26 protein-coding genes are annotated in these 25,256 nt (G+C 70.7%); 11 read left to right on the top strand and 15 right to left on the bottom strand.

The annotated features are described in order from the left end of the window. Window positions 1–406 precede the first annotated feature (406 nt). On the bottom strand, window positions 407–970 hold the full coding sequence (locus HQ603_RS04790) for a TetR/AcrR family transcriptional regulator (RefSeq protein WP_261773389.1): 564 nt from the start codon (window positions 968–970) through the stop codon (window positions 407–409). Between the two features lie 117 nt (window positions 971–1,087). Here HQ603_RS04790 and HQ603_RS04785 point away from each other — a divergent pair, with 117 nt between their 5' ends. Both HQ603_RS04785 and HQ603_RS04780 read left to right on the top strand, forming a co-directional pair. Next, window positions 1,088–1,750, top strand: coding sequence for an NAD(P)H-dependent oxidoreductase (locus HQ603_RS04785; protein ID WP_222683424.1), 663 nt, complete (start codon window positions 1,088–1,090; stop codon window positions 1,748–1,750). Between the two features lie 30 nt (window positions 1,751–1,780). Continuing rightward, a complete protein-coding gene (locus HQ603_RS04780; RefSeq protein ID WP_222683423.1) occupies window positions 1,781–3,184 on the top strand; it encodes an HNH endonuclease signature motif containing protein in 1,404 nt (467 codons plus the stop codon). Between the two features lie 6 nt (window positions 3,185–3,190). On the opposite strand, the gene HQ603_RS04775 is transcribed toward HQ603_RS04780, so the two are convergent. The 3 genes from HQ603_RS04775 to HQ603_RS04770 all read right to left on the bottom strand — a co-directional run bounded on the left by HQ603_RS04775 (window position 3,191) and on the right by HQ603_RS04770 (window position 5,159). After that, a complete protein-coding gene (locus tag HQ603_RS04775; protein WP_222683422.1) occupies window positions 3,191–4,183 on the bottom strand; it encodes an IS481 family transposase in 993 nt (330 codons plus the stop codon). 126 nt (window positions 4,184–4,309) lie between these two features. After that, complete coding sequence (locus tag HQ603_RS18820) at window positions 4,310–4,435, bottom strand: hypothetical protein (protein WP_261773484.1); 126 nt, start codon at window positions 4,433–4,435, stop codon at window positions 4,310–4,312. Window positions 4,436–4,499: 64 nt separating this feature from the next. Continuing rightward, entirely contained in the window at window positions 4,500–5,159 is a 660-nt protein-coding gene (locus HQ603_RS04770; protein ID WP_222683421.1) for an SDR family oxidoreductase, read from the bottom strand. Window positions 5,160–5,235: 76 nt separating this feature from the next. Between HQ603_RS04770 and HQ603_RS04765 the strand changes: the two genes are divergently transcribed. The 4 genes from HQ603_RS04765 to HQ603_RS04750 all read left to right on the top strand — a co-directional run bounded on the left by HQ603_RS04765 (window position 5,236) and on the right by HQ603_RS04750 (window position 8,906). Beyond that, window positions 5,236–5,859: an FKBP-type peptidyl-prolyl cis-trans isomerase gene (locus HQ603_RS04765; protein WP_308126365.1), complete on the top strand. Its 624-nt coding sequence runs from the start codon at window positions 5,236–5,238 to the stop codon at window positions 5,857–5,859. Window positions 5,860–5,977: 118 nt separating this feature from the next. Next, window positions 5,978–7,018: an ABC transporter substrate-binding protein gene (locus HQ603_RS04760; protein WP_222683419.1), complete on the top strand. Its 1,041-nt coding sequence runs from the start codon at window positions 5,978–5,980 to the stop codon at window positions 7,016–7,018. 101 nt (window positions 7,019–7,119) lie between these two features. After that, the gene (locus HQ603_RS04755; RefSeq protein WP_222683418.1) at window positions 7,120–8,082 is read left to right on the top strand and encodes a FecCD family ABC transporter permease; all 963 of its coding nucleotides are present in this window, start codon (window positions 7,120–7,122) and stop codon (window positions 8,080–8,082) included. Beyond that, window positions 8,079–8,906 carry an ABC transporter ATP-binding protein gene (locus tag HQ603_RS04750; protein WP_222683417.1) on the top strand — a complete coding sequence of 276 codons (828 nt, stop codon included), beginning with the start codon at window positions 8,079–8,081 and terminating at the stop codon, window positions 8,904–8,906. Before HQ603_RS04755 ends, HQ603_RS04750 begins: the two co-directional genes overlap by 4 nt. On the opposite strand, the gene HQ603_RS04745 is transcribed toward HQ603_RS04750, so the two are convergent. Then, complete coding sequence (locus HQ603_RS04745) at window positions 8,839–9,564, bottom strand: SDR family oxidoreductase (protein WP_222683416.1); 726 nt, start codon at window positions 9,562–9,564, stop codon at window positions 8,839–8,841. The genes HQ603_RS04750 and HQ603_RS04745 overlap by 68 nt on opposite strands. Before the next feature lie 173 nt (window positions 9,565–9,737). Between HQ603_RS04745 and HQ603_RS04740 the strand changes: the two genes are divergently transcribed. Together HQ603_RS04740 and katG are read left to right on the top strand one after the other, a co-directional pair. Beyond that, entirely contained in the window at window positions 9,738–10,187 is a 450-nt protein-coding gene (locus HQ603_RS04740; RefSeq protein ID WP_068144709.1) for a Fur family transcriptional regulator, read from the top strand. Window positions 10,188–10,216: 29 nt separating this feature from the next. Then, a complete protein-coding gene (gene katG, locus HQ603_RS04735) occupies window positions 10,217–12,424 on the top strand; it encodes a catalase/peroxidase HPI (protein WP_222683415.1) in 2,208 nt (735 codons plus the stop codon). Between the two features lie 45 nt (window positions 12,425–12,469). On the opposite strand, the gene HQ603_RS04730 is transcribed toward katG, so the two are convergent. The 4 genes from HQ603_RS04730 to HQ603_RS04715 form a co-directional block, all read right to left on the bottom strand. After that, the gene (locus HQ603_RS04730) at window positions 12,470–13,825 is read right to left on the bottom strand and encodes a lipase family protein (RefSeq protein ID WP_222683414.1); all 1,356 of its coding nucleotides are present in this window, start codon (window positions 13,823–13,825) and stop codon (window positions 12,470–12,472) included. A 27-nt stretch (window positions 13,826–13,852) separates the two neighbouring features. Continuing rightward, window positions 13,853–14,839, bottom strand: coding sequence for an ABC transporter substrate-binding protein (locus HQ603_RS04725; RefSeq protein ID WP_222683413.1), 987 nt, complete (start codon window positions 14,837–14,839; stop codon window positions 13,853–13,855). A gap of 74 nt (window positions 14,840–14,913) precedes the next feature. After that, window positions 14,914–15,831 carry a TIGR03620 family F420-dependent LLM class oxidoreductase gene (locus HQ603_RS04720; RefSeq protein ID WP_222683411.1) on the bottom strand — a complete coding sequence of 306 codons (918 nt, stop codon included), beginning with the start codon at window positions 15,829–15,831 and terminating at the stop codon, window positions 14,914–14,916. A gap of 5 nt (window positions 15,832–15,836) precedes the next feature. Further along, window positions 15,837–16,331, bottom strand: a complete 495-nt coding sequence (locus HQ603_RS04715) for an SRPBCC family protein (protein WP_222683409.1) — start codon at window positions 16,329–16,331, stop codon at window positions 15,837–15,839. Window positions 16,332–16,433: 102 nt separating this feature from the next. Here HQ603_RS04715 and HQ603_RS04710 point away from each other — a divergent pair, with 102 nt between their 5' ends. Further along, window positions 16,434–17,258 (top strand): SDR family NAD(P)-dependent oxidoreductase, encoded by an 825-nt coding sequence (locus HQ603_RS04710; RefSeq protein ID WP_222683408.1) that lies wholly within the window; start codon window positions 16,434–16,436, stop codon window positions 17,256–17,258. A gap of 1 nt (window position 17,259) precedes the next feature. On the opposite strand, the gene HQ603_RS04705 is transcribed toward HQ603_RS04710, so the two are convergent. Both HQ603_RS04705 and HQ603_RS04700 read right to left on the bottom strand, forming a co-directional pair. Continuing rightward, window positions 17,260–17,982 carry a Clp protease N-terminal domain-containing protein gene (locus HQ603_RS04705; RefSeq protein ID WP_222683406.1) on the bottom strand — a complete coding sequence of 241 codons (723 nt, stop codon included), beginning with the start codon at window positions 17,980–17,982 and terminating at the stop codon, window positions 17,260–17,262. A 31-nt stretch (window positions 17,983–18,013) separates the two neighbouring features. Next, window positions 18,014–19,522 carry a flavin-containing monooxygenase gene (locus HQ603_RS04700; protein WP_222683405.1) on the bottom strand — a complete coding sequence of 503 codons (1,509 nt, stop codon included), beginning with the start codon at window positions 19,520–19,522 and terminating at the stop codon, window positions 18,014–18,016. Window positions 19,523–19,592: 70 nt separating this feature from the next. On the opposite strand from HQ603_RS04700, the gene HQ603_RS04695 reads away from it, so the two are divergent. Beyond that, window positions 19,593–20,600 (top strand): AraC family transcriptional regulator, encoded by a 1,008-nt coding sequence (locus tag HQ603_RS04695; protein WP_222683403.1) that lies wholly within the window; start codon window positions 19,593–19,595, stop codon window positions 20,598–20,600. A 29-nt stretch (window positions 20,601–20,629) separates the two neighbouring features. Here HQ603_RS04695 and HQ603_RS04690 read toward each other — a convergent pair whose 3' ends face one another. Together HQ603_RS04690 and HQ603_RS04685 are read right to left on the bottom strand one after the other, a co-directional pair. After that, entirely contained in the window at window positions 20,630–21,307 is a 678-nt protein-coding gene (locus HQ603_RS04690) for an SDR family NAD(P)-dependent oxidoreductase (RefSeq protein ID WP_222683401.1), read from the bottom strand. A gap of 1 nt (window position 21,308) precedes the next feature. Continuing rightward, window positions 21,309–22,184: an LLM class F420-dependent oxidoreductase gene (locus HQ603_RS04685; protein WP_222683400.1), complete on the bottom strand. Its 876-nt coding sequence runs from the start codon at window positions 22,182–22,184 to the stop codon at window positions 21,309–21,311. Window positions 22,185–22,382: 198 nt separating this feature from the next. Between HQ603_RS04685 and HQ603_RS04680 the strand changes: the two genes are divergently transcribed. Then, a complete protein-coding gene (locus tag HQ603_RS04680; RefSeq protein ID WP_222683399.1) occupies window positions 22,383–23,900 on the top strand; it encodes an NAD(P)/FAD-dependent oxidoreductase in 1,518 nt (505 codons plus the stop codon). Window positions 23,901–23,916: 16 nt separating this feature from the next. On the opposite strand, the gene HQ603_RS04675 is transcribed toward HQ603_RS04680, so the two are convergent. After that, the gene (locus HQ603_RS04675; protein ID WP_222683398.1) at window positions 23,917–24,372 is read right to left on the bottom strand and encodes a PaaI family thioesterase; all 456 of its coding nucleotides are present in this window, start codon (window positions 24,370–24,372) and stop codon (window positions 23,917–23,919) included. Window positions 24,373–24,551: 179 nt separating this feature from the next. Continuing rightward, window positions 24,552–25,244 (bottom strand): hypothetical protein, encoded by a 693-nt coding sequence (locus HQ603_RS04670; protein ID WP_222683396.1) that lies wholly within the window; start codon window positions 25,242–25,244, stop codon window positions 24,552–24,554. Between the last annotated feature and the right edge of the window lie 12 nt (window positions 25,245–25,256).

Below are 25,256 nucleotides of genomic sequence, written 5' to 3'. Positions count from 1 at the left end.
TGCAAGATGCCGATGAGTGGCTTCAATGGCCATCAGCGAACGGGTCCATACTGACCGCGCGCCTCAACAACGGGTTGGCCGTGTGGGAACAGAGGGGCGTCGTCATTTCGAGGATAGGTGACCTGCGCACGCGCATCTGACCTGCTGGACACATCGGCAGCAGTTGCGACTGCCAAAACGCCGCGACCCTCGGGGATTACAAGCCCCGGGGGTCGCGAGCTGGCGAACTACAATCAGCCACACATGCAACCAGAGAAGATCGGCGTCGACGCATAGCTGAGCGACGTCCGGTGGCAGCGAGCTTAGCCTGCCTGCGCACCTTACGGTCCGCGAGTGTTCCCAGCTACCGACATCGAGAATTATTACCGATAATCTACATTATGTCAGTTCGGATCGACCCACCGGCCTACGCCCGCTCCACCACCGACACGACGACGGCACTCACCTCGTCGTAGGCCTCCTGCACCGTGAGCGCGCCATCGGCCGCCGCGGCGGAGACGGCGTCCGCGGCGCCCAGTAGGCCGACCATCGCCGGCGTCGACACGACGCCGTTCCGCGTATGCGGCGCCAGGATCCGTCGACACTGATCCGCGTACGCCTGGTCCGCCCGTCGTTTGTAGTCCGCCAGCTCGGTCGACCCCTCCAGCGCGGCGGCCACCCCGGCGAGTTCGCGTCCACGGCGCACCACGCAGTCCACGTACGAGACCGCGATGGCTCGCGCGGTGTCGACCACCCCGCCGCTGCCGACCTCCGCCACCGCCGCGTCCAGTGCAGCGGACTGCTCCGCGTCGTACTCCTCGAACATGGCGACGACCAATCCGGCGCGCGTCGAAAAGTGGTCGTAGACAACGGGTTTCGTAATTCCAGCGACCTCCGCGAGACGTCCGAGGGTCAGGGCGTCCGCACCGTCCTCCCGCACCACGCTCCAGGCGAGATCGAGCAATTGGCGCCGCCGGTCCGCTCTGGTCATACGCTGCCGCACCACCCGACACTCCCCTTCGTCGCGCGCTATCTACCAACAGTAATTTACGCGTGGTAGCTTCCAAGAGAAACCTACCATCGGTACATAGCCGGAAGGGGCCTTCCCGTGCGCACTCTCGTCGTCGTCGACCATCCCGACACCACCTCGCTGACCCACCACGTCGCCCGTCGTCTCGCGGACGACATCGCCCACCGAGGCGACGACGTGGCGATCGCTGACCTCCACGCCGAGGGCTTCGACCCGCGGTTCACCCTGGCGGACCGACAGCGGTACAGCGCCGGCGGCCCGCTTCCCTGCGATGTCGCGGCCGAGCAGCGCCGACTGGACGACGTCGACCACCTCGTCCTGGTGTTCCCCGTGTACTGGTGGTCGGTGCCCGCGACCCTGAAGGGGTGGATCGACCGGGTCTTCGTGCGCGGGTGGGCGTTCGACGACACGGCCGTTCCCGTGGAGCGCAAGCTCGGGCACCTCACCGTCCACCTGGTGGCCGTCGCCGGCGAGGACGCGGCGGGATTCGCGAAACGGGGTTACGACACTGCGATGGCAACGCAACTCGAGACCGGAGTGATCGGATACTGCGGCGCACGTCTCGGCGCGCGGGTGACGCTCCACTCCTCGGAAACCACGTCGCCGGACGCGCTCGCACGCGCCGTCGACGACGCGGTCACGTCGGTCACCGCGGCGCAGGTCGCCGCCCCCGTGCGAACGTGTGTTCGATTTCTGTCGGTGGGTCGGTCTACTCTGTCGTCGGTGTCGGGGGACACCTGATCGGCGAGACCGTGACGGGGGGTGAGGGCGATGACCGTGATCGACGACGTCCTCGCGTCCCAGCGGGCCGCGCACGCCGCGTACGCGGCCACCGTGCGCGGCGCCGTCTCGTACGTCACCGACGGTCCGTCGGGCCATCACGACGCCGACGCCATGGAGCGTGCCCTCGTCTCCGAGGTGGCCGCACGGCTCACGGTCAGCCGCCGCACCGTGCTGGACTGGATCGGAACCTACTGCGCGGCACCGGCTGCGGTGCGGGATGCGTTCCACTCGGGACTGCTGCCGTGGGCGGCGTTCCGGTCACTGTGCCGCGCACTCGCGGGCACGACGCATCGTGACGAGCGGCTGGTCGGTCGCCTGATCGATGCCGCGTGCGGCGCCACTCCGGGGTCCGTGCCCGCCGCCATCGACGGCGTTCTCGCGGAGTACGACGCCACCTGGCACCGGAAGGCCCGCGAAGCAGCGACCGCCCAGCGTGGGATGACGGTGCGTCGGCTCCCCCGCGGCCAGGCCGAACTCCGCCTGCGAGGGCCGGCCGAGACGATCGCGGCCATGAGTCGGCGCGTGACCGACGCCGCACGACGGCTCTGCGGCACCGACTCGAGGCTTCTCCCCGCGCGACTGTTCGACGCCGCGCACGCCGTGATCACACGCGGCGCTCTGTCCTGCACCTGCCCCGACCCGGTCTGCCCGCACCGTGACGTCGACACGACCACACTGCCGATCCCCCGCGCCTGCATCGTGATCGACGCCGCCACCGCGGCCGGCCTGTCCGGCGAGCCCGGTCACCTGCTCGGCTGGGGGCCGGTTCCGGCCGACACCGCACGCCACCTGGCGGCGGACGCGACGTGGCAGGCCGTCATCACCGAGGCGACCTCGAGCCCGCCGGCCCGCACCGATCGGGACCCCCAGCAGGCGGACCCTCCACTGCCGGTGGCGAATGCTCATCGCCGCGGGCGGCCCCGTCGGCTGTCGGGATGGGTGCCCGATGTCGGATCGACCGAGCGATCGACGGCCTGGGCCGCCATGCGCCTCGCGCTCGAGCTCCTGCGTGCGCATCCCGAGCAGGAGGATCGATTCCGATTGCCCCCGCCGAATCGGATCGCGACTCCCCCGCCACCGTCGGCGCTCGTCTACGCGCCGAGCGCTGCCCTCCGCACCGTCGTCGAGGCGCGATACGCCACCTGTGTCGCGCCGGGATGCCGCGTGCCCAGTTCCGACTGCGACCTCGACCACGTCGAGCCGTTCGACCACGACGAGCCGCTCCTCGGCGGCTGGACCGAGCTGACCAACCTCGAACCGCTGTGCCGCACCCACCACAACGACAAGACGGCCGGCCTGTGGAGCTACCGCATGCTCGACCACGGCATCGTCGTGATCCGAGATCCTCACGGGCACACGTACTTCACCGCGCCCGACAGGCTCGACCGTTGAGCGGGATTAGTTGTACTGCCCGGGGACGTTGGTCAATCGGCTGATGGGCGTTGCTCTGCCGATGGCGGAGTGCTGCCGGTGGTGATTGTAGGTGTGGAGCCAACCGGGTAGGGCTGCGCGGCGTGCACGCTCGGAGGAGTAGTGGCGGGCGAATGCCCACTCACCTGCGAGGGTGCGGTGAAAGCGTTCGATCTTGCCGTTGGTCTGCGGTCGGTAGGGGCGGGTGCGTTTGTGGCTGACGCGCAGGTCGGCGCAGGCGTCTCGCCAGGCGTGGGATCGGTAGCAGCCGCCGTTGTCGGACAGGACGCGTTCGACGACGACCCCGCGGTCGGCGAACCAGCCGACCGCCCGGCGCAGCACGGCGACGGCGGTGGCTGCGGTCTCGTCGTCGTGGATTTCGGCGTAGGCCACGCGGGAGTGGTCGTCGACGACGGTGTGCACGTAGGCGTGACCGAGCAGGACGTCGCGGTGTTTGCTGCGGGCGGTGCCGGGTGTGGCCCGGCGGTTGATGTTCCCCGCGGCGCGGCCGACGAATCGCCAGCCGCCGCCGACGGGGATGTTGCCGAGTTTCTTGACGTCGACGTGGATCAGCGAGCCGGGGTGGTCGTGTTCGTAGCGACGGATCTGTTCCCCGCTGCGAATGTCGATGTGCGAGAGTCGATTAAGTCGACATCGCACCAGAACGGCGTGCACGGTGGAGGCGGGTAGCGAGAGGGTCGAGGCGATCGCCGACGGGGAGAGTCGACGCCGCCACCGCAGCTCGACGATGCGGCGCACCACGGCGGTCGGGGTGCGGTTCGGGCTGCGATGGGGCCGGCTGGATCGGTCGGTCATCCCGGCCTCGCCCATGGCCGCGTAGCGGGTGGCCCACCGCTTGGCGGTGGGCCAGGACACGTGGAAATGCTCGGCGGCTCGGACGATCGGCCACCCCTCGTCGACGATGCGACGCGCGAGCAGCAATCGGCCCCGAGGGGTCAGTACGGCGTTAGCGTGGACCACGAAGGTCTCCTGTCGTTGGGAGTGTGTGTTTCAGCAGCTCCACTCCACGACAGGAGACCTTCGCTCATCAACGACCGCTACAGCGTGTCGTCACACCTTCTCGACCAACCTCCCCAGGCAGTACAACTAGAAGGACCCGCCGCCGAGGATGTGCACCAGACCCAGCACCAGGAAGCTGGCCACGTACAGCGGTCCGCGAATCGGATCTCCGGCGGATGCACCCTCGCGCAGCCATTCGACGATGTCGGTCACCATCACGTCCTCCTGTGCTCGTCGGTGTTGTGGAAGACAGGATACGAAGCGAACCGACCGGGTGTCATCCTGCCGCGTCGGCGGGATCTCCGAAGCGAATGTCGAAGGGCCGCTGCGTCACCGGCATCTCGTGCAACCGGACGTACTCCTCGGCGATGACGTCCGGGTCGTAGTAGGTGCCGGGCGCCACCGGGCCGCACACCGTGACCGTCGAGCACCCGATTCCCCGCGGCGCCCACTCGGTCGCCAGGAGTTCCACCAGCGCCCGCAGTCCCGCCTTGCCCAGCGACAGCGTGGTCAGCGTCGGCAGCGGCGTCGGCATGCCCGCGGTGGCCAGGAACGATCCGCCGCCGTGATCCGCCATCCGCGGCAGCAGGAACGCCGCCGCCGTCACCGCCCCACCGACGTTGACGGCGTACGTGTCCGCCACCGTGCGCGCATCGAGATCGGTCACGCGGTCGGTGCGGATGACTCCGGCGTTGTAGACCACCACCTCGGGCACCCCGAGGCTGTCCACCAGATCGCCCAGCGCTGCACGAAGCCCCGCCTCGTCGGCGACGTCCGCGAGAACCCCGGCCTTCGGGGTGTCGAGGTCGGCCAGCACCCCGTCCACCGTGGTGCGCGAGCGCGCCACGACGCCCACCGGCCGTCCGGTGGCGGCGAACCGCCTCGCCACCGCCCGACCGATTCCCGGACCCGCCCCGATCACGACCACCGCACCCATGCCGCCTCCTACCCCGCTCCCGGCGACGCTCGTCGCCGCCCCGGTCCGGCATACCCCGTCTGTACCGTGGGCGACCGTGACTCTCTCCCGTACCACCGTGATCCTGGCCGCTTGCGCCACCGCCTCGCTCGCCCTGGCGGGGTGCAGCAGCAGCGACACCGCCGCGCCGACCGACACCACCTCGGCAGCGGCCGCGGCGACCACCGGCGCAAGCACCGGCACCGCCGACTCCCCCCGCACGACGTGCCCCACCGCGGAGCCCGCGGACGACGCGGCGGCGGACTGGACGCTCGACGGAGACACCGGCTCGATCGCCGTGGTCGGGCCGACGGCCGACACCGCTCCGCGCGTCGACGTGCAGGGACCGTTCTCGGTGGCCGAGACCCGCGTGCAGACCCTGACCGCCGGCGACGGTCCGGTCGTCGGTGACTCCGCTCGGGTGTCGGTCTGCTACCAGGGCGTCAACGGCCGCGACGGGTCGGTGTTCGACAGTGCCTTCGAGCGCGGCGCGCCGGTCGCGTTCCCGCTCGCGAACGTGGTCCCCGGCTTCCAGAAGGCGATCGCCGGTCAGACGGTCGGGTCGACGGTGGCCGTCGCCGTGACGTCGGCGGACGGGTACCCCAGCGGTCAGCCGCGTGCCGGTATCGAGCCCGGCGACAGCCTCGTCTTCACCATCGACATCCTGGACGCCACCGCCTGATGTCGCCGGTTTCTCGACTCGACGGGTCTTAGGTTAGCCTCTGCTCGGTCGCGCACCAGCGCGATGCGGTCGTCGACAGCACGGCGACCGATCACCGTGGAGAAGGATCCCTCGACTCGTGCGTGCTCGTCGTCTCGGCCTGGTGGCCGTCGCAACCCTGACCTTCGGCACCCTCGTCGCCTGCGGCGCGTCGGAGGAGGTGACGGAATCCACCGCGGCCACCACCGACGGCGGCACCGTCTACCCGCTGACTCTCGACAACTGCGGCGAGACGGTGACCGTCGACGCCCCGCCCTCGCGCGTGGTCTCGCTGGACCAGGACTCGACCGAGATCCTCCTCTCGCTCGGCCTGCAGGACCGCATGGTGGGCACGGCGTCGTGGACCGACCCCGTGCGCGCAAATCTCGCCGAGGCCAACGCCGCGGTGCCGCGCCTGGCCGACAACGCCCCCACCTACGAGGTGGTGCTCGACACCGAGCCCGACTTCGTCACGGCGTCCTTCGGTCGGCACTACAAGCAGGGCGGCGTCGCCGAGCGCGCACGCTTCACCGAGGTCGGCGCCCCGGCCTACCTGTCCCCCACCGACTGCGACAACGGACGCAGCGTCAACGGCGGCAACGCCCGCACCACGCCGCTGACCATGGATTCGCTGTACCAGGAGATCACCGAACTGGCGGCGATCTTCGACGTGAACGAGCGCGGTGCGGCCCTGGTCGACGAGCTGAAGTCGCGCGTCGCCGCCGCCACCGAGGGAGTCGAGAGCGGCGAGACGACGGCCGCGTTCTGGTTCGCCGACACCACCAGCCCGTACATCGCCGGCGGCTACGGCGCCCCGAACCTGCTCGCGACGTCGCTCGGGATCGGGAACGCCGGCGCCGACATCCAGGACGACTGGGCGGCTCTGGGATGGGAGAGCGTGGTGGACCGGGACCCGTCGATCCTGGTGCTCGGTGACCTGACCCGCGACCGCTTCCCCGGCGATCGCCTGGCCGACAAGATCGCCTTCCTCGAGTCGGACCCGGTCACCAGCACCATGACGGCCGTCCGCGAGAAGCGCTACCTCACGTTGCACGGCGCCGAGATGAATCCGTCCATCCAGCTGGTCGACGGCCTCGAGAAGATGTCCGCCGGTCTGCGCGAGCTGGGCCCGTCGTCCTGAGCGCGCCCGCCACGGACCGGCCGACGCCGATCACGCCGTCGGCGCCTCCGTCGCGCCGCCTGCGGTGGACGCTGCTGGCCGTCGGAACGCTGGCCCTCGGTGTGTTCTCGGTTCTCGTCGCCATCACCCTGGGCCCGGCGAACATCTCGCTGGTCAACGTCCGCGACGTCCTCCTCAATCACCTCGGGATCACCGACGTGACGGTGAAGGCGAGCAAGGACGCCATCGTCTGGGAGGAACGCCTCCCCCGCGCCCTCGTCGCCGCGGCCACCGGTGTCGGCCTCGGGATCTGCGGGGCGGTGATGCAGTCGCTGCTGCGCAACCCGCTGGCCGACCCGTTCGTCCTCGGCATCTCCTCCGGCGCGTCCACGGGCGCCGTCGTGGTGGGCGTCCTCGGCGTCGGCGGCGCCTCGCTGGGTCTGTCCGGCGGCGCGTTCGTCGGCGCGCTGGTCGCGTTCGCGCTGGTGTTGTTCCTGGCGCGGATGTCCGGCGGCGGCACCGACCGCGTGATTCTCGCCGGAGTCGCGGCGACGCAACTGTTCTCGGCCCTCACGTCCTTCGTCATCTTCGCGTTCGCGGACTCGGACGAGACCCGTGGCGTCATGTTCTGGCTGCTGGGGTCCTTCGAGGGGGTGCGATGGAACGACGTCGCCCTCTGCGCCGCCGTCGCCGCCCTCGCCGCGATCCTGTGCTGCTACTACGCCTTCGTGCTCGACGCGTTCTCGTTCGGTAGCTCGGTCGCGTCGTCGCTGGGCGTCGACGTCCGTCGGGTTCGCCTGGCGTTGCTCGTCGGCACCGCGCTGGTCACCGCGGCACTCGTCAGCGTCGCCGGCGCGATCGGCTTCGTCGGGCTCGTGCTCCCCCACGCCGCGCGGTTGCTCGTGGGGCCGAATCACGCCCGCCTCGTTCCGGCGACGGCACTGATCGGTGCGATCTTCATGGTGTGGGTCGACGCCGTCTCCCGCGTGGCCTTCGCCCCCACTCCGTTGCCGGTCGGCGTCGGCACCGCGCTCGTCGGCGTCCCGGCGTTCATCGCGATCATGGCGAGAGGACGACGCGCATGACGTTGCGAGCATCGGCGGTCACCTGGGACCGCGGCGGCGCCCTCGTGGTCGACGGGGTGACGATCGATCCGCGACCCGGCGAGATGCTGGGCCTCCTCGGCCCCAACGGGTCCGGGAAATCGTCGTTGCTCACCCTGATGGCCGGGGCCGCCGCCCCGACGTCGGGACGGATCGACCTCGACGGTGCCGACCTCACGACTTTGCGCCGCAAGCACATCGCCCGCGCAGTCGCCGTCGTGGACCAACACGCGCACACCGACGTCGACGTCACGGTGCGGGACGTGGTCCGGCTGGGTCGGATTCCCCACCGCGGCGCGTTCGGGCCGTCGGCCGACGACGAGTCCGCGGTCGCGGCCGCTCTGGACCAGACGGGCCTGACCGACAAGGCCGGATGCCTGTGGCGGCGCCTGTCCGGCGGCGAACGCCAACGTGCGCACATCGCCCGCGCCCTGGCGCAGCAGCCGCGCGAGCTGCTGCTCGACGAGCCCACCAACCACCTCGACATCCACCACCAGCTCGAGATCCTGGCGCTGATCGCCCGCCTGCCGATCACGAGCGTGGTCGCTCTGCACGACCTGAATCTGGCCGCGCTGTTCTGCGATCGGATCGTGGTGATGCAGGACGGGCGGGTGGTCGCCGCGGGCACGCCGTCCGACGTGCTCACCGAGGACCTCGTGGCCCGCGTCTACGGAGTGCGGGCCGTCGTCACCCGGGAGAGCACCGGTCGCGTCCACATCCGCTTCGAGCCGGGGGCTCCTACTCCCCCGTCGGACGCACCGCCAGCTCCACCAGCTCGGCCTCGCGAGGTGTCGTCAGCGCTGTGACGATCAGGTGCGCGACGGTCACCGGCGACATGCCGTGTGCGGCGACGTCGGCGCGGAACCGGTCGGCGTCGGATCCGGTGGCGGCGTCGGCGATCGGCGTGGCGACGTAGCCGGGTGCGACCGTGGTGACGCGGACCGGATGCTCGGCGAGTTCCAGCCGTAACCCCTCGGCGATGGCGTGCGCTGCGAACTTCGTTCCGCTGTAGACCCCCATCGTGTCCCGCGGCACCCGTCGTCCCGACAACGAGGACAGCACGACGACGTCACCCGCGCCCGAGGCGATCAGATGCGGGACCGTCGCGCGCAGGGTGTGGAGCAGGCCGATCACGTTGACCTGGACCAGGTTCGCCATGTCCGCCGGGTCGTCGGTGGCGACGTGGATCGGGCGGGCGACACCGGCGGAGGCGACGACGCCGTCGAGTCCGCCCAGCTCGTCGGCCGCACGATCGACCGCGGCGATCAACGCGGCCGCGTCCGTGACGTCGGCCGGGACGGCGAGGCCGCCGATCTCCTCGGCCAGCGCGGTGAGCTCCGCGTCGCGACGGGCGATCAGGGCGACGCGGGCACCGGCGGACGCGGCGAGACGCGCTGTGGCCGCGCCGATTCCGCTGCTCGCGCCGGTGATCAGGAGGCGTCGTCGGGTCAGCGTGCCGGTCACGATCGGAGCGTCTCGGGCGGGCCGGACACGGCGTGGATCAGCGTCATGGTGGCCAGTATGAGCCAGACCGGATCGGTACGGACCGGGACGGACGGGCCCACGGCACCTCTTTCTTGAACCATTCCAGTTTGGGAGGCATACTGGTCCGCGTGACCACGACGACGTACACGGAGATGCTGCGCGGTGCGGCCCTTCGCGTCACCCGGCCCCGCCTCGCGGTGCTGGGAGCGGTTCACGACCACCCGCACGCCGACACCGAGACCGTGTTCGGGGCCGTCCGGGCCACCCTGCCCGGCGTCTCCCGGCAGGCCGTCTACGACGTCTTGCACGCTCTGACCGACAACGGTCTCCTTCGTCGGATCCAGCCGTCCGGTTCCGTCGCGCGGTACGAGACGCGAACCGGCGACAACCACCACCACGTCGTGTGCCGCGTCTGCGGCGCGATCGCCGACGTGGACTGCGCGGTGGGATCGGCCCCCTGCCTCACCCCGGCCTCCTCGCACGGGTTCACCGTCGACGAGGCCGAGGTCGTGTACTGGGGTCGGTGCGAAACATGTTCCGCTCAGCGTCATTCCGTGACACACACCAGTGAACAGCCCACACTCCGGAGGGGAATTTCGTGACCGAAGATCACGTCACTCGCGAAAAAGAGATGAACGAGCATCAGCCTCAGGACGGGGGCGCCGCCGAGGGCGGTAAGTGTCCGGTGATGCACGACCGGATGCCCACCCCGGTCGAGGGTGGCGGCAACCGTGAGTGGTGGCCGAAGTCCCTCAACCTCAAGATCCTCAAGAAGAACCCGGCCGTGGGCGACCCCATGGGCGACGACTTCGACTACAAGGCCGAGTTCGAGTCCCTCGACCTGAACGCGGTCAAGGAGGACATCCGGGCGCTGATGACGCAGTCGCAGCCCTGGTGGCCCGCCGATTTCGGGCACTACGGCCCCTTCTTCATCCGCATGGCGTGGCACGCCGCGGGCACCTACCGCAAGCAGGACGGACGCGGCGGCGCCGGCTCCGGCATGCAGCGCTTCGCTCCCCTCAACAGCTGGCCGGACAACGCCAGCCTCGACAAGGCACGCCGGCTGATCTGGCCGGTCAAGCAGAAGTACGGCCGCAAGCTGTCCTGGGCCGACCTGATCGTGCTCACCGGCAACGTCGCCATCGAGGACATGGGTCTGCCGACCTACGGCTTCGCCGGCGGCCGCGTCGACTCGTGGGAGCCCGAGGAGGACGTGTACTGGGGCCCCGAGCAGACCTGGCTGGGCGACGAGCGGTACGACGGCGACCGCACGAGCCTCGAGAACCCTCTCGCCGCGGTCCAGATGGGTCTGATCTACGTCAACCCCGAGGGCCCCAACGGTGAGCCCAACCCGCAGCAGTCGGCTCTCGACATCCGCGAGACCTTCGGCCGCATGGCGATGAACGACGTCGAGACCGCCGCCCTGGCCGTCGGCGGCCACACCTTCGGCAAGGTGCACGGCGCCGCCGATCCCGACAAGTACGTCGGTGCGGAGCCCGAGGGTGCCCCCATCGAGCAGATGGGTCTGGGCTGGAAGAACAGCTACGGCACCGGCCACGGCGCCGACGCCATCACCAGCGGCCTCGAGGGCACCTGGACCCCGACACCCACGAAGTGGGACAACACCTTCCTCGAGACGCTGTACGGCTACGAGTGGGAGGTCCACAAGGGACCGGGCGGCGCATGGCAGTGGCGTCCGAAGGACGGCGCCGGAGCCGACCTGGTTCCCGACCCGGCGGACCCGACCAAGCGCCACCAGCCGATGATGCTGACCTCCGACCTCGCGATGCGCGTCGATCCGATCTACGAGAAGATCACGCGCCGCTGGCTCGAGCACCCGGAGGAGCTGGCCGAGGAATTCCAGAAGGCCTGGTTCAAGCTCACCCACCGCGACATGGGACCGGTCTCGCGCTACCTCGGACCCGAGGTGCCGTCGGAGACCCTGCTCTGGCAGGACCCGATCCCGGCCGTCGATCACGAGCTGATCGGTGAGGCGGAGATCGCCGAGCTGAAGTCGACGATCCTGAATTCGGAGCTCACCCCGACGCAGCTGATCAAGGCGGCCTGGGCCGCGGCGTCGTCGTTCCGCGGGTCGGACAAGCGCGGCGGCGCCAACGGCGGTCGCCTGCGTCTGCAGCCGCAGATCGGCTGGGAGGTCAACGAGCCGGACGAGATCGCACAGGTCGTCCGCGTGCTCGAGGGCATCCAGGAATCGTTCTCGGGCACCGTGTCGTTCGCCGATCTCGTGGTGCTCGGTGGCGTCGCCGCCGTCGAGCAGGCCGCGAAGGAGGCGGGCGTCCCCGTCACCGTGCCGTTCACGCCGGGCCGCATGGACGCCACGCAGGAGAACACGGACGTCGACTCGTTCTCGGACCTCGAGCCGAAGGCGGACGGGTTCCGGAACTTCCTCGGCAAGGGTCAGCGTCTCCCCGCGGAGTACTCGCTGGTCGACCGCGCCAACCTGCTCACGCTCAGCGCTCCGGAGCTGACGGTGCTGGTCGGTGGCCTGCGTGTCCTGGGCGCGAACCACGGCGGCTCCACCCACGGTGTGTTGACGAACTCGGTGGGCACGCTCACCAACGACTTCTTCGTCAACTTGCTCGACATGGGCACCGAGTGGGTCCCGACCGCCGAGGAGGGCATCTACGAGGGCAAGGACGCGGCGACGGGCGAGGTCCGCTGGACCGGCACGCGCAACGACCTGGTGTTCGGCTCGAACTCCGAGCTGCGCGCTCTCGCCGAGGTCTACGCCTGCGACGACGCCAAGGAGAAGTTCGTCCGTGACTTCGTCGCGGCCTGGGACAAGGTCATGATGCTCGATCGCTTCGAGCTCTCCTGATCCGTCCGGATCGCGGTCACGCGACCGACAACGGCGCCCCCGTACTCACCGAGTGCGGGGGCGCCGCCGTGTGTGCGAACGAATGGGCCGGCGCAGCACCGCGCGCACGAGGGTCGACGCCATCGAGCCGTACCCCGCGACGCTCCGCCGCTGCGTCGCGATCGAGAAGACCGTCGTCGTGATCCCCGGCGCGGGCGGTCGACCGGCGACGCGGTCCGCGAGCCAGGCGAGAGACAGCGGCACCGACAACGGCAGCAACGTGATGTGCTCGCTGGTGCGGTCACGCAGGTACTCCACCGACGCGCCCGCGTCGCGATACCGCTGCACCTGTCCGTCCACGTCGTCGACCGCGATGATCTGGTCGTGCGTCGCCTGCACCACGAGCATCGGGAAGTCGGGAGCTGTGCTGCCCGGTCGGATCTCGTCGAAGATCGCCACCATCTCCGGCAGGGCGACCAGCTCGGTGAGCGGCAGCGTGGTGTGGCGCTCGAAGTCGTAGCCGCGCAGCCGGACGATGGCGGCCATCGTGGTCATCCGCTCGACCGAGGTCAGGATCTCGAGTCCTTCCGCGGTCACGTACCGGCGCAACAGCCGGTCGAACTCCGGGTAGGTGCGGCGGAGGCCGGCCACGACCAGGATCGGGAGGGCGGCGTAGGGAGTCCCGTTGAGCCGGAGGAACGCCGACGCCGGGTCACCCACCGGTGAGCCGAGCACCGCCCCGACGACGCGGAGTTCGGGCGCGTGCTCCGCGACGCCCTCCGCAGCCCAGGACGACGCCAGTCCCCCGCCCGAGTACCCCCACAGCGCCACCGGGGTGTCGGCCGGCGAGGCCGCGCGCTCGAAGGACAGGGTCGCCCGGACGGCGTCCAGCGTGCAGTACCCGGGTTCGGACGGCGCGCCCCAGTGACCCTCCGCCCCCTCGTGATCGGGGATGGTGACGGTCCATCCCAGGCGCACGGCGTGCAAGGCCAGCAGGAACTCGAACTGCGGCACCGTCCCGCGCGCATGCGAGTGCCACCGCAGCGCGTAGGACGGGAAGGAGCGACCGGACACCGCGTCGATGGCGCACTGGTACGACAGCAGGGGCCGTCCGCCGGCGCTGCCCCGGCCCGAATCGGCCGGGAGGAGCACCGTGGTGACACTCGTGTGCGGACGGTTCTCCAGATCACGGGTCCGGAACAGCAATTGCCACGCGTCGATGCGCTGCCGCAGCCGCCCGAAGAGCGCCAGACGCACCGGCCGCGTGCGCAGCACGGTTCCGCACGCCACGGTCTCCCAGCCGTCCGGCGCGGTGTAGAACGGGTCCCGCTCCGGCGGCGTCACCGGACCTTCCGACCATTCCTCCGCCACCCACGGTTCCGCGGTGGCGTCCTCCGGCTCGACCGGTCGCGGTGCAGTCATGGGGACTGTCTACCCCGGGATGTCGATTCAGCCTTCGACGGTGCCCACGACGGTCGCGGGATCGTCGTCCGTCGCGCGCGCCAGCGGCGGCACCAGAGCGTCGACCGCGTACGGCAGCGACAGCGGCGAGGCGAACCCGAGCGCGGCCGGCACGTCGGTCCCGAACTTCCCGGTGTACACGGTGCGGTCCTCTGCAACGACCGGCAGGCTCTGCAGCAGAGCGTCGTTCGCGACGTCCTCGCGGTCGACCCCGAGGAGGACCAGGGTGTCCTGGTTCAGCAGGTCGTAGCGCTCCGCGCTCACCGTGCCCGTGGTCTCCGGCGTGACGAAGCCGAGATCGGTGAAGAAGCGGTTGCGGGGATCCCCGGCCTCGAGGATGTAGAAGGTGCCGTCGAGGTACAGCGCCACGGCGGCGGTGCGGCCGGCGAACGACGGGTTCTCGGTGGTGGCCGTGGCGAACGACTGCTCGACCTCGTCGCGCACCGCGTCCGCCTCGGCCGTGCGCCCGAGCGCCGTGCCGTAGGCCGCGAGCTGATCGCGCCACCCCGGCGTCTCCGCGCCGTCCGCCCCGGGGATGTCTCCGACCGTGGTGGCGATGCGGCCGAGCTGCTCGTACTGCGACGGTTCGAGGTAGGCGTAGGTGGCCATGACGAGATCCGGCGACGCGGCCGCCACGCCCTCGAGGTCCAGTGTGTCGCTCCCGACCTCGGGAATGTCGGTGCCCGCCAGCTGATCCTGCGCCCAGGGGCGGGTGCGGTACTCGTACCCGGTGAACCCGCGGGTGGCCACCGGCGTCACCCCGAGGGCGAGCGCGAAGTCCTGATCGTTGTACCCGGCGGTGACCACGCGCTCCGGCGCCGACTCGACCGTGACCGTCCCGAACTTGTCGGTGATCTGCGCAGGAAACGCGCCGTCGGACGACGCCGCCGGGGCGCCGTCGTCGCCCTGGCTGCACGCAGCGGTGCCGAGCAACAGAACCGCGGCGGCGGCGGAGAGGGCGACGGTGTGGCGCATGGGGGGCCTTTCGACAGGAACGACGGTATCGAGGTAAGGCTAACCTCATGCCCCCGACGCGTCGGTGTCGGTCCCTATCCGATCTCGAGTTCGGTGGCCAACCGCCGCCAGTCGTCGATCGGCGGCACGGCCATCGACTCCCCCAACACTTGCACCAGGACGGTCGTCGCCCCCGCGTCGAGGTGCTCGCGCACCCGGCGCACGGTGGCCTCGAGCCCGCGGGTGACCATGGCGTCGGCCAGGCGGTCGCTGCCCCCGCGCACGAAGTCCTCCTCACCGAAACCCAGTCGCGCCCAGTTGTTCCTATAGTTCGGCAGCCCGGTGTAGATGTTCAGATGCGCGTGCGCGCGCTCGCTCCAGACGCTCTCGTCGGCGTCCGCCGCCGGGTCCACCACGGCAGCCTGCTCGACGATCAACCGCGGCCGATCCGCGTGCCCGGCGTCCAGGATCTCGCGCGCCGTCGCCGTGTGCTCGGGCGTCACGAGGTACGGGTGCGCGCCGGCGGTCCGGTCGCGCGAGAGTTCGAGCATCTTCGGGCCGAGCGCCGCCAGGACCCGCGGGGCGTTCGTCTCCTCCCCCGCCACGGCGGCCGGCGCCGCATCGAGCGCGTCCAGGTAGTCCCGCATCGCCGCGACGGGCTTGCCGTACTGGTGGCCGCGCATCCGTTCGACCAGCGGCGCGTGCGAGACGCCGAGCCCGAGGACGAACCGACCGCCCGACGTCGCGTGCAGGGTGCGGGACGCCGACGCGGTGGCCACGGCGTCCCGCGCGTAGATGCTGGCGATCCCGGTCCCCACCTCGAGTCGCTCGGTCGCCGACAGGTAGAGCTGGGCCGCGGTGAGCGCCTCGCGCCCGTAGGCCTCGCCGAACCACAGGGACTGCCATCCCTGCGCCTCGATCTCGCGCGCCGTGTCCTGCGCCTGTCGTGCCGGGACGCCGTCGAGCGTGCCGGTCCAGAGTCCGATGGTGGGGCGATGGTCCGGTGTCGTCATGGACGTCAGTGTGCCCCGCCGCGCTCGAGGACAACCCGGAGGCGATCGAGCGTCGCCTCGATGTTGGCGGTGTTGCCCGCACGCCGGTCCCGCACGCCGGTCGCGAGGCCGCCGAGCCCGACGAACCACGACGGCCGCCGGTCCCACATCCGCTCGGTGACCAGAGTGCCGCCGTCGGACGCGGCCTCGACGTCGTAGCGCCAGTGCGCGATCGGCACGACGCCGCGGGGGCCGTAGTCCACGTCGAAGGCGAAGGCCCGCCCCGGGGTCGCCTCGGTGACGGTGCAGCGGGTCGACCACCGGCGCAGTCCGTTGCGGTTGCGCCCGCGGAAGACGGCGCCGGGGCTCGCCTCGGTCCCGGCGACCCACTCCATCGACTCGGCCTCGACGGCGACGGACGCCAGTCCCGCCAGGTCGGTGACCAGCGCGTACACCGCGTCGGGGTCGACCCGCACGGTGGTCGATCCGGAGGCGAGCGCGGGGCCGGCGGGTGACGTCATGACCGGAGCGTAGGCGGTTGTCGCCCAGAGTCAAGAACGCGACCGAGCCGTCCGGCAGTCTCGGGTGTCGCACCGTGTCGTCGTCGATCGTCAGGAGAGCTCGTGCCGAAGTTGCCCCCGTTCCGTTTCCCCGGCTCCGTCGCGCTGGTCACCGGCGCCGCCAGCGGCATGGGTGAGCAGATGGCCTACGAGTTGGCCCGTCGCGGAACGGATCTGGTGATCCTCGATCGCGACGGCGAGCGTCTCGCCGACGTCGAGAAGGCGCTGCGCGCACAGTCGCCCGGGCGGTCCGTCGACGCGGTCGTGGCCGACCTGTCCGATCTCGATTCCCTCGGCGTGGTGCTCGACGACGTCCTCGAGCGCCACCCCCGCATCGATCTGCTGATCAACAACGCCGGCATCGCGTTCGGCGGCTCGTTCGAGCAACTCAGCGCCAAGGACTTCGACGCCGTGATGACCATCAACTTCACGGCACCCGTGGACATCACCCGACGCCTGCTGCCCACCCTGCGACGGTCCCACGGCGCGCACATCGTGAACATCTCGTCGCTCTTCGGCATCGTGGCCCCGCCCGGACAGTCGGCCTACTCCTCGAGCAAGTTCGCGATCCGCGGGTTCACCGAGAGCCTCCGTCACGAGCTGGCCGGGCACATCGGCGTCACGTCCGTCCACCCCGGCGGCATCAAGACGCGCATCGCCGAGACCGCCGGCAGCGCGGCCGGCGCCACCGAGAAGGAGATCGCCGACGGCAAGGCCACCTTCGCGCGACTCCTGACCTACCCCGCCGACAAGGCGGCCCTGCGCATCCTCGACGGCGTCGAGAAGCGCAAGGGGCGCGTGCTCATCGCGGCCAGCGCGTTCAGCGTGGACGCCCTCGCCCGGCTGTTCCCGGCGTCGTACTACGCGGTCATGCGCCGCGGCATGTGAGTCAGGAGAGGTCGAGAGCGGCGACCAGGTCGGCTTCCACCCGCGCCTTCTCCACGCCCAGCGACGCGAGCAGACCGTCGCCGTTCTCGTTCTCCAGGAGCGCGAGCAGGATGTGCTCGGTGCCCACGTAGTCGTGTCCGAGCCGCAGCGCTTCGCGGAAGGTGAGTTCCAGAGCCTTCTTGGCCGCGGCGTCGAAGGGGATCAACGGCCCGCGGTCCGCGTCGCGATCCACGGTCGGCTCGGCCGCCGCGAGGGCGGCGTCGCGGATCGCGTCCGCCGACTGCCCCCCGCCACACAGGAACCGGTAGCCCAGTGAGTCCGGTTCCGCGAGCAGCCCGAGCACGAGGTGCGCCGGCGAGATCTCGGTCGATCCGAGCCGGTGCGCCTCGTTCTGCGACACGACCACCACGTTGCGCGCCCGCGGCGTGAAGCGGCCGAAGCCCTGGCTCGCGTCCATCGGCTTCTCGTCCGGCGCCTTCGGGACGAACTTCTTCTGCGCGGCCTGCTTGGTCACGCCCATGCTCCTGCCGATGTCCGCCCACGAGGCGCCGGACCGTCGTGCCTGGTCGACGAAGTGACCGATCAGGTGATCGGCCACCTCGCCGAGGTGGTCCGCCAGCACCATGGCGTTGCTCAGTCGGTCGAGCGTGTCGGGGTGGGTCGACGTGATCGCCCGGATCAGATCGTCGAGGCGTACGTCGGTGACCGGAGTCGGAGTCGTCATGCGTCAACGATAAGTTGACGACTCGCTACCGTCAACTACTGGTTGACGCTCCCACGCGCTCGCGACGCGGCGTTCCCTTCAGCGTCCTGCTCAGATCTCCCCGCAATGTGGTGAGGCTGTCGAGCACGTAGTTCTGCCGCACCTGCCACGGACCGCGATCGCCCTGACGCGGGAACGCGTCGATCGAGCGCTGGACGTAGCCGGACTGCAGGTCGAGCAAAGGCCGCTCCTCGAGTGGGCCGTCCGGGGTGGGCACCACGGCGCCGAACCCGCGCTTGTCCATGAAGTCGAGCACCCGGCACACCAACCGGTGGGTGATGTCGGCGCGCAGCGTCCACGACGCGTTGGTGTAGCCGATGCAGATCGCGAAGTTCGGCACTCCCGTCATCATCGCGCCCTGCCAGACGAACTGCTCGGACAGCGTCACCGGCACGTCGTCGACGCGCAGTTCGATGCCGCCGAACGCCAGGAGCTGCAGGCCCGTCGCGGTGATCACGATGTCCGCCGGCAGCGTCGTTCCCGACACCAGCCGAATGCCGTCGGCCTCGACCCGCTCGATGCGGTCGGTGACCACCGACGCCTTCCCCTTCTTCATCGCCCGGAACAGATCGGCGTCGGGCACCGCGCACAGGCGCTGATCCCAGGGGTTGTAGTCGGGGGTGAAGTGCTCGGCGACCAGCGTCTCGTCCTTCAGGATCCGGGTCGAGAGGTTGGTCAGCAGCTTCCTCGCCGCCTGCGGGCGACGGCGGCAGAACTGGTAGAACGCCGTCGAGAAGGCGATGTTCTTGAGGCGAATGACGGTGTGCGCCAACTGAGCCGGCAAATACTTGCGCAGCGTGTCGGCGCGCTTGTCCCGGCCGGGGACGGCGCTGATCCACGTGGGGCTGCGCTGAAGCATGGTGACGTGCTCGGCGTCGGGGGCCATGGACGGCACCAGGGTCACCGCGGTGGCACCGCTGCCGATGACCACCACCCGCTTGCCCGTCCAGTCGAGGTCCTCCGGCCAGAACTGTGGATGCACCACGTCTCCGGCGAAGGTGTCCAGCCCCGGGATGTCGGGGTCGTAGCCCTTGTCGTAGTCGTAGTACCCGGCGCAGCTGTAGAGGAATGTGCAGGTCAGCGTGTCCGACCGGGTGGTGCCCTGCTCGTCGGTGATCTCGAGGTCGAGGGTCCACCGCGAGTCCGCCGTGGAGAAGTTCGCGCCGACCACCTTGGTGCCGAAGCGGATGTGCCGGTCGATGCCGAACTCGCGGGCGGTCTCGTGGATGTAGTCGAGGATCGACGCGCCGTCCGCGATGGACTTCGCGTCACGCCAGGGCTTGAACTGGTACCCGAGGGTGTACATGTCGGAGTCCGACCGCACCCCGGGGTAACGGAAGAGATCCCAGGTGCCGCCGATGGCGTGGCGGGCCTCGAGGATCGCGAAGGACTTCTCCGGATGCTCGGTGGACAGCCGATATCCTGCGCCGACGCCGGACAGTCCGGCCCCGACGACGACGACATCGAGGTGGCGGGCGAGATCGCGCTCGGTGGAGGTCATGCCGTCCAGTGTTCCGGCCGGCCGCCGCCGACGCTTGACTTCGGACGACAACTCCTTGACTCTGTGCGACATGCCCGCCATCAGATCGGCCGGACTGCGCGGATTCCGGGCCGCGGTCGCGGAACTGGGCGGCGACGCCGAGGACTTCGCCCGCACGGCCGGCCTGCCGGTGGCCGCGCTGGACGCCGACGATCTGCTGGTCGAGGACGTCGCCATGGCGGCCACGCTGGAGGTGGCGGCCGAGGCGCTCGACTGCCCCGACCTCGGGCTGCGGATCGCCCGCCGACAGGACCTCGGCATGCTGGGGCCGCTCGCCCTGGCCATCCAGAACTCGTCGACCGTCGGCGAGGCGCTCGAGTGCACCGAGCGGTACCTCTTCGTCCACGCCCAGTCGCTCTCGCTCGCCGTGGAGGACGATCCCTACGGCGCGCCGGGCGTGGTGGCCCTGCGCTACGGCACCCGGCCGGGCGTGATCGCCCCCATCCAGGGAACCGACCTCGGCCTGGGCTTCCTGCACCGGGCCACGATCGCTCTGGTCGGCGGACCGTACGGGCTGCGGTCGGTGGAACTGCCCTACGACCCGCCCGCACCCGTGGCCGTGTACGAGCGCTTCTTCGGCGTGGCCGTCCGACCCGGGCGCGCCGCGGCCATGCTCCGGGTTCCGGCCACGCTGGCCGCCCGGCCCCTCCACGGCGGGGACGACGCGCTGCGGCGCCTGGCGCTGGCGTTTCTCGCCCAGTCCGGGCCGGGCGCGGGACCCGAGGTGTCACCGCGGGTGCGCGCCATCGTCGCGCAGTCCCTCGGCACGGGCGTGCCGACGGTGTCGGGCGCCGCGCATCTGCTGTCGATGCATCCGCGGACTCTGCAACGGCGCCTGGCCGCGGAGGACACCTCCTTCGGCGCGATCCTGGACGACGCCCGACGCGACGAGGCCCGCCGCTACCTCACCACCACCGACCTGCCGATGACCCAGATCGCCGCCGCCGTGGGGCTGGCCGAGCAGTCGACCTTCACGCGCGCCTGTCGGCGCTGGTGGGGTCGGACGCCGACGGACGTGCGACGGCGCGGTGCGCCCTGATGTGGACGGCGCGGTGCGTTGTAGCTGGTTCAGCCGAACTCGGTCGACGGCACGTCGGTCTCGTCGTCGGTGATCGCGGCGACGATGCGGTCGGCCACGACGTCGGGATCGAGACCCTCCGGCATCCGCGGCGCCTCACCCGCCACCGGCCGGGTCGCCAGGCCCGTCTCGGTGTGCGGAGGCCGGACGTCGACGATACGGATCTTGCGGCGTCGGGCCTCGGGCCGCGCCGCGGCGAGGAACGCGCCGATGCCGGCCTTGGACGCGCTGTAGGCGGCCATGCCGCCCACCGGCTTCTCGGCCACGACGGCACCGAGGTTGACCACCACACCACCCTGTTCCACCGTGCCCAGCGCGGCCCGGACCAGCCGCAGCGGACCGAGGAGGTTGACCAGGAGCAGGTCGTCCACCGTGTCGTCGTCGACCTCGGCGGCGGGACCGAACGCGACCACGCCGGACGCGATGACCACCCCGTCGAGGTGTCCGCCGTGCTCGGCGGCCTCGGCCACCCACCGGGCCGGCACGGTCGGATCGATCAGGTCGCCGGTGAGCACGCGGGCGTCGTCGCCGCCCACCTCGGCGAGTCGGTCGGCGTCCCGGCCCGCGAGGGACACGGACGCGCCCGCCGCGATCAGCCGACGGGCGATGCGCGATCCGAGTGCACCGGACGCACCCACCACCAGGAAGTGCTTGCCGTTCGGGTCCATGTCAGTTCCCCATCTCGGCGAGCGGCGTGACGGCGGCGGCCGTCGCGGCACGGGCCCACCCGGCGGGGTCGTCGCCGTGCGGGTTCAGACAGACCGTGTCGATTCCCATCGCGGCGTAGGTCTCCATCTCCCGCAGGAATCCGTCCCGGTCGGCGACGGGGTCGAGCGAGGAGATGATGGTCTTCTCGATCTCGGCGGGATCGCGTCCCTCCCGCTCGCAGTGCCCGCGCAGCACCTCGAGCTTGTGGGCCACGGTCTCGGTGTCGGCAGCGAACAGGTTGCACAGCGAGGCGTACCGCGCCACGAACGCAAGCGTCTTCTTCTCCCCGGACCCGCCGACCATGATCGGCGGTGCCGGCGACTGCAACGGTCGGGGTTCGCAGATGGTCTCCTCGAGCGTGTAGTGGGCGCCGCGGTAGGGCCCGTCGTCGTCGCTCCACATCTGCCGCACGATCTGCAGGGTCTCCTCGAGCCGCTCGAACCGCTCCTTCATCGGCGGGAACGGCACGCCGAGGCCCTTGTGCTCGCGCTCGTACCAGGCGGCGCCGATGCCGAGCATCGCGCGACCGCCCGAGAGCACGTCGAGCGTGGTGACGGTCTTCGCGAGCAACCCGGGGTGCCGGTAGGTCACCCCCGTCACCAGCAGCCCGAGCCGGATCGACTCGGTCCGGCCGGCCAGGAACCCCAGACCGGTGTAGCCCTCGAGCATCGGGTCCTGCGCCGTGGCCAGGTTCTCCATCTGGAACCAGTGGTCCATCAGCGTGAACAGCGTGCACCCGCCGTCCTCGGCGGCGCGGGCGGTGTCCGACAGCAGCGTCGCCGTCGCGGCCGCCCCGCCCGGATAGCTGAAGTACGGGTAGTGGACGGCCAACTGCACGGCGGATCCTCTCGTCGGGGGCTCTCGGTCGGGGGCCTCTGCAGAGTGTTTCGGTCACACCGGAGCGTACGGACGAGTCGGAACGGGAACAGTCCCCTCGACAGCAACGTTCGTCGGAGTGCGGGCTCGCGCGAAGCGTGTCGGGCCGGAAGACTAGCGTTGGGCCGTACACCGGAACTTTTTCTAGGAGCGAAACACATGAGCGTCGAGACGAACGAGAAGAAGCGCCACCACGTCGTCGTCATCGGTTCCGGCTTCGGTGGCCTGTTCGGAACGCAGGCACTCAAGCGGGCCGACGTCGACATCACGCTCATCGCCCGCACCACGCACCACCTGTTCCAGCCGTTGCTGTACCAGGTCGCCACCGGCATCCTCTCCGTCGGCGAGATCGCCCCGGCCACCCGCGTCATCCTGCGCAAGCAGAAGAACGCCGAGGTGCTGATGGGCGACGTCGAGAAGATCGACCTGGCGAACAAGACGGTCACCTCGCGACTGCTCGAGCGGGAGACGGTCACGCACTTCGACAGCCTGATCGTCGCCGCCGGTGCGCAGCAGTCCTACTTCGGCAACGATCACTTCGCCGAGTTCGCCCCCGGCATGAAGACCATCGACGACGCCCTCGAGCTGCGCGGGCGCATCCTCGGCGCGTTCGAGCAGGCGGAGCTGTCCAGCGACCCCGCCGAGCGGGAGCGCCTCATGACCTTCGTCGTCGTCGGCGCCGGGCCCACCGGCGTGGAGCTGGCCGGGCAGATCTCCGAGCTCGCCACCCGCACGCTCGACGGCGCGTTCCGCAACATCGACGCCCGTGACGCCAAGGTGGTCCTGCTCGACGCCGCGCCCGCCGTGCTGCCCCCGATGGGCAAGAAGCTGGGCGAGAAGGCCGCCAAGCGGCTGCGCAAGCTCGGCGTCGACATCCAGCTCAACGCCATGGTGACCGGTGTGGACAACGACGGCATCACCGTCAAGGACAAGGACGGCACCGAGCGCCGGATCGAGTCGCAGTGCAAGGTGTGGTCGGCCGGCGTGCAGGCGAGCCCGCTGGGCAAGCAGCTCGCCGACCAGTCCGACGGCACCGAGGTGGACCGCGCGGGCCGCGTCGTGGTCGAGCCCGATCTGACCGTCAAGGGCCACCCGTCGGTCTTCGTCGTCGGCGACATGATGTCCGTGCCGGACGTCCCCGGCATGGCGCAGGGCGCCATCCAGGGCGCGCGCTACGCGGCGAAGGCGATCAAGGCGGGCCTCGACGGGCAGGAGCCGAGCCAGCGCAAGCCGTTCTCCTACTTCGACAAGGGCTCGATGGCCACCGTGTCGCGCTTCAGCGCGGTGTGCAAGGTGGGCAAGCTGGAGTTCGGCGGGTTCGTCGCGTGGGTCGCGTGGCTCGGACTGCACCTGTTCTACCAGGTGGGATACCGCAACCGCCTGACGACCGTGATCTCGTGGTTCGTGACGTTCCTCGGCCGCGGCCGCGCGCAGATGGCCTCGACGGAGCAGCAGGTGTTCGCGCGCCTCGCCATCGAGCAGCTCAACACGTTGGAGAAGGAGAACCGCATCGACGACGCGGCACTTCCCACCCGCACCATCGAGTCGAACACCGCGGCCGGACAGCGCGACGAGCACGCCGAGGCCGATTCCGAGGGCCGACGCAAGCAGGTCGACAGCACCGAGAAGCGCGCGGCGTCGGGCGCCTCCCCGGCCCGCACCGAACGCGCGGGCTGACCGGGGGACGCGTGCGTCAGCGCCCGATGGCGCCGGTGTCGGTGATGTTCTGCAACCGGACCTGCCCTCGGGCGATGGCGCGGTTCTGCTCGTCGGTGATGGTGACCAGCCAGAGCTGCTGAGTGCGGCCACGGTGGATGGGCAGGGCTTCCCCGGTCAGCACGCCCTCGCGCGCGGCGCGCAGAAAATCGGTGGAGTTGGCCACGCCCACCACGTGGCCACCGTCGAACCACAGCCCGGCGCCCGTGCTGGCCAGGGACTCCACGACGGCACAGTGCACGCCGCCGTGCACGATGCCGAAGGGCTGGAGCAGTTCCGGACGCACCTCGTAGGTGGCGGTCACCCGGTCCGGCCCGAGGTCCACGAACGTCAGGCCGAGAAGTTTGCCGAAGCCGGTGTCGAGCAGGGCGGCCATCTCGGGGTCCACGGTTGCGGGGCGGGGCGTCTCGGGGGTCGTCTCGGGGGTGGTCATGGCCCCAGTGAATCAAAGGCCGTGCCCGTGCCGGCGGCCGAGGTGGAACGAGATCGGTGGGCGCCGCGAACGACCGGCGTTCGCGGCGCCCACCGGGGCACGGATCGGGTGTCACTGCAGCCCTCAGGACATCCGCACGATCCGACGCGGCCAGGGACGACTGTATAGGACAGGCTTCCCTAAGTCATGCGGTTCGTCGTGGCGCGTACGGGGAGACCGATGTCGGTGAACGCGTCGAGCAACGCCTGCCCGCGCTGCCACCCCACCTCGCTGTCGACGGCCCCCAGGTAGGGAACCCGCGCCGAGGCCCCCAGCACCGAGTTGCCGACGATGCGCGCGATCGCGGCGTCGTCCACCGGTCCGAGTTCGGCGAGCCCTCGTGCCACGACGTGCAGCGACAGCGACGCGCGATGCGCCGTCCATGCGGCCAGGGACCGTTCGCACGGCACCGACACCACACCGCGCACCGGCGGGCGACCGCTTGCGTCGCGCAGGGTGACGTCCCGGACACCGACCCAGTCGATCCCGACGTCACTGTCGAGGTGGATCCACACGTTCTCCGGTCCGGGATCCCACACCTGCCCGACCCCGACGAAGGCCGCCGCCACACGACCGACCACGCAGTGGACCAGATCGGTGGCCACCCGGATCGACGCACGCGCCGGGTCCGACCGGTCGGCCGCCGCCCGCGCCTGCAACGCGGCGAAGCGGCCCGACGAACCGCCGGAGGCGAGCGCCCACCAGCGGCGTCGGGACTGCACGGCCATGTTCGCCACCGCGTACACCCGCGGCGCGTCGGGGTCGAGATCGCGCAGACGCGACATGGCGCGGTCGAACTCGGTCGCCACTCCGACGTCGTCGAGGACGGTCATCGCTTACCTCCT

Origin of the sequence: Rhodococcoides corynebacterioides (assembly GCF_019834675.1) — a bacterium.
Taxonomy (GTDB): Bacteria; Actinomycetota; Actinomycetes; order Mycobacteriales; family Mycobacteriaceae; genus Rhodococcoides; species Rhodococcoides corynebacterioides_A.
This window is presented reverse-complemented; position numbering and strand designations above follow the sequence as displayed.

Coding starts and splice junctions, on each gene's coding strand:
- HQ603_RS04790 (WP_261773389.1), bottom strand. CDS start 970: ATGACCAGAGCGGACCGGCGGCGCCAATTGCTCGATCTCGCCTGGAGC.
- HQ603_RS04780 (WP_222683423.1), top strand. CDS start 1,781: ATGACCGTGATCGACGACGTCCTCGCGTCCCAGCGGGCCGCGCACGCC.
- HQ603_RS04770 (WP_222683421.1), bottom strand. CDS start 5,159: ATGGGTGCGGTGGTCGTGATCGGGGCGGGTCCGGGAATCGGTCGGGCG.
- HQ603_RS04750 (WP_222683417.1), top strand. CDS start 8,079: ATGACGTTGCGAGCATCGGCGGTCACCTGGGACCGCGGCGGCGCCCTC.
- HQ603_RS04740 (WP_068144709.1), top strand. CDS start 9,738: ATGCTGCGCGGTGCGGCCCTTCGCGTCACCCGGCCCCGCCTCGCGGTG.
- katG (WP_222683415.1), top strand. CDS start 10,217: ATGAACGAGCATCAGCCTCAGGACGGGGGCGCCGCCGAGGGCGGTAAG.
- HQ603_RS04730 (WP_222683414.1), bottom strand. CDS start 13,825: ATGACTGCACCGCGACCGGTCGAGCCGGAGGACGCCACCGCGGAACCG.
- HQ603_RS04725 (WP_222683413.1), bottom strand. CDS start 14,839: ATGCGCCACACCGTCGCCCTCTCCGCCGCCGCCGCGGTTCTGTTGCTC.
- HQ603_RS04720 (WP_222683411.1), bottom strand. CDS start 15,831: ATGACGACACCGGACCATCGCCCCACCATCGGACTCTGGACCGGCACG.
- HQ603_RS04715 (WP_222683409.1), bottom strand. CDS start 16,331: ATGACGTCACCCGCCGGCCCCGCGCTCGCCTCCGGATCGACCACCGTG.
- HQ603_RS04705 (WP_222683406.1), bottom strand. CDS start 17,982: ATGACGACTCCGACTCCGGTCACCGACGTACGCCTCGACGATCTGATC.
- HQ603_RS04700 (WP_222683405.1), bottom strand. CDS start 19,522: ATGACCTCCACCGAGCGCGATCTCGCCCGCCACCTCGATGTCGTCGTC.
- HQ603_RS04695 (WP_222683403.1), top strand. CDS start 19,593: ATGCCCGCCATCAGATCGGCCGGACTGCGCGGATTCCGGGCCGCGGTC.
- HQ603_RS04690 (WP_222683401.1), bottom strand. CDS start 21,307: ATGGACCCGAACGGCAAGCACTTCCTGGTGGTGGGTGCGTCCGGTGCA.
- HQ603_RS04680 (WP_222683399.1), top strand. CDS start 22,383: ATGAGCGTCGAGACGAACGAGAAGAAGCGCCACCACGTCGTCGTCATC.
- HQ603_RS04675 (WP_222683398.1), bottom strand. CDS start 24,372: ATGACCACCCCCGAGACGACCCCCGAGACGCCCCGCCCCGCAACCGTG.
- HQ603_RS04670 (WP_222683396.1), bottom strand. CDS start 25,244: ATGACCGTCCTCGACGACGTCGGAGTGGCGACCGAGTTCGACCGCGCC.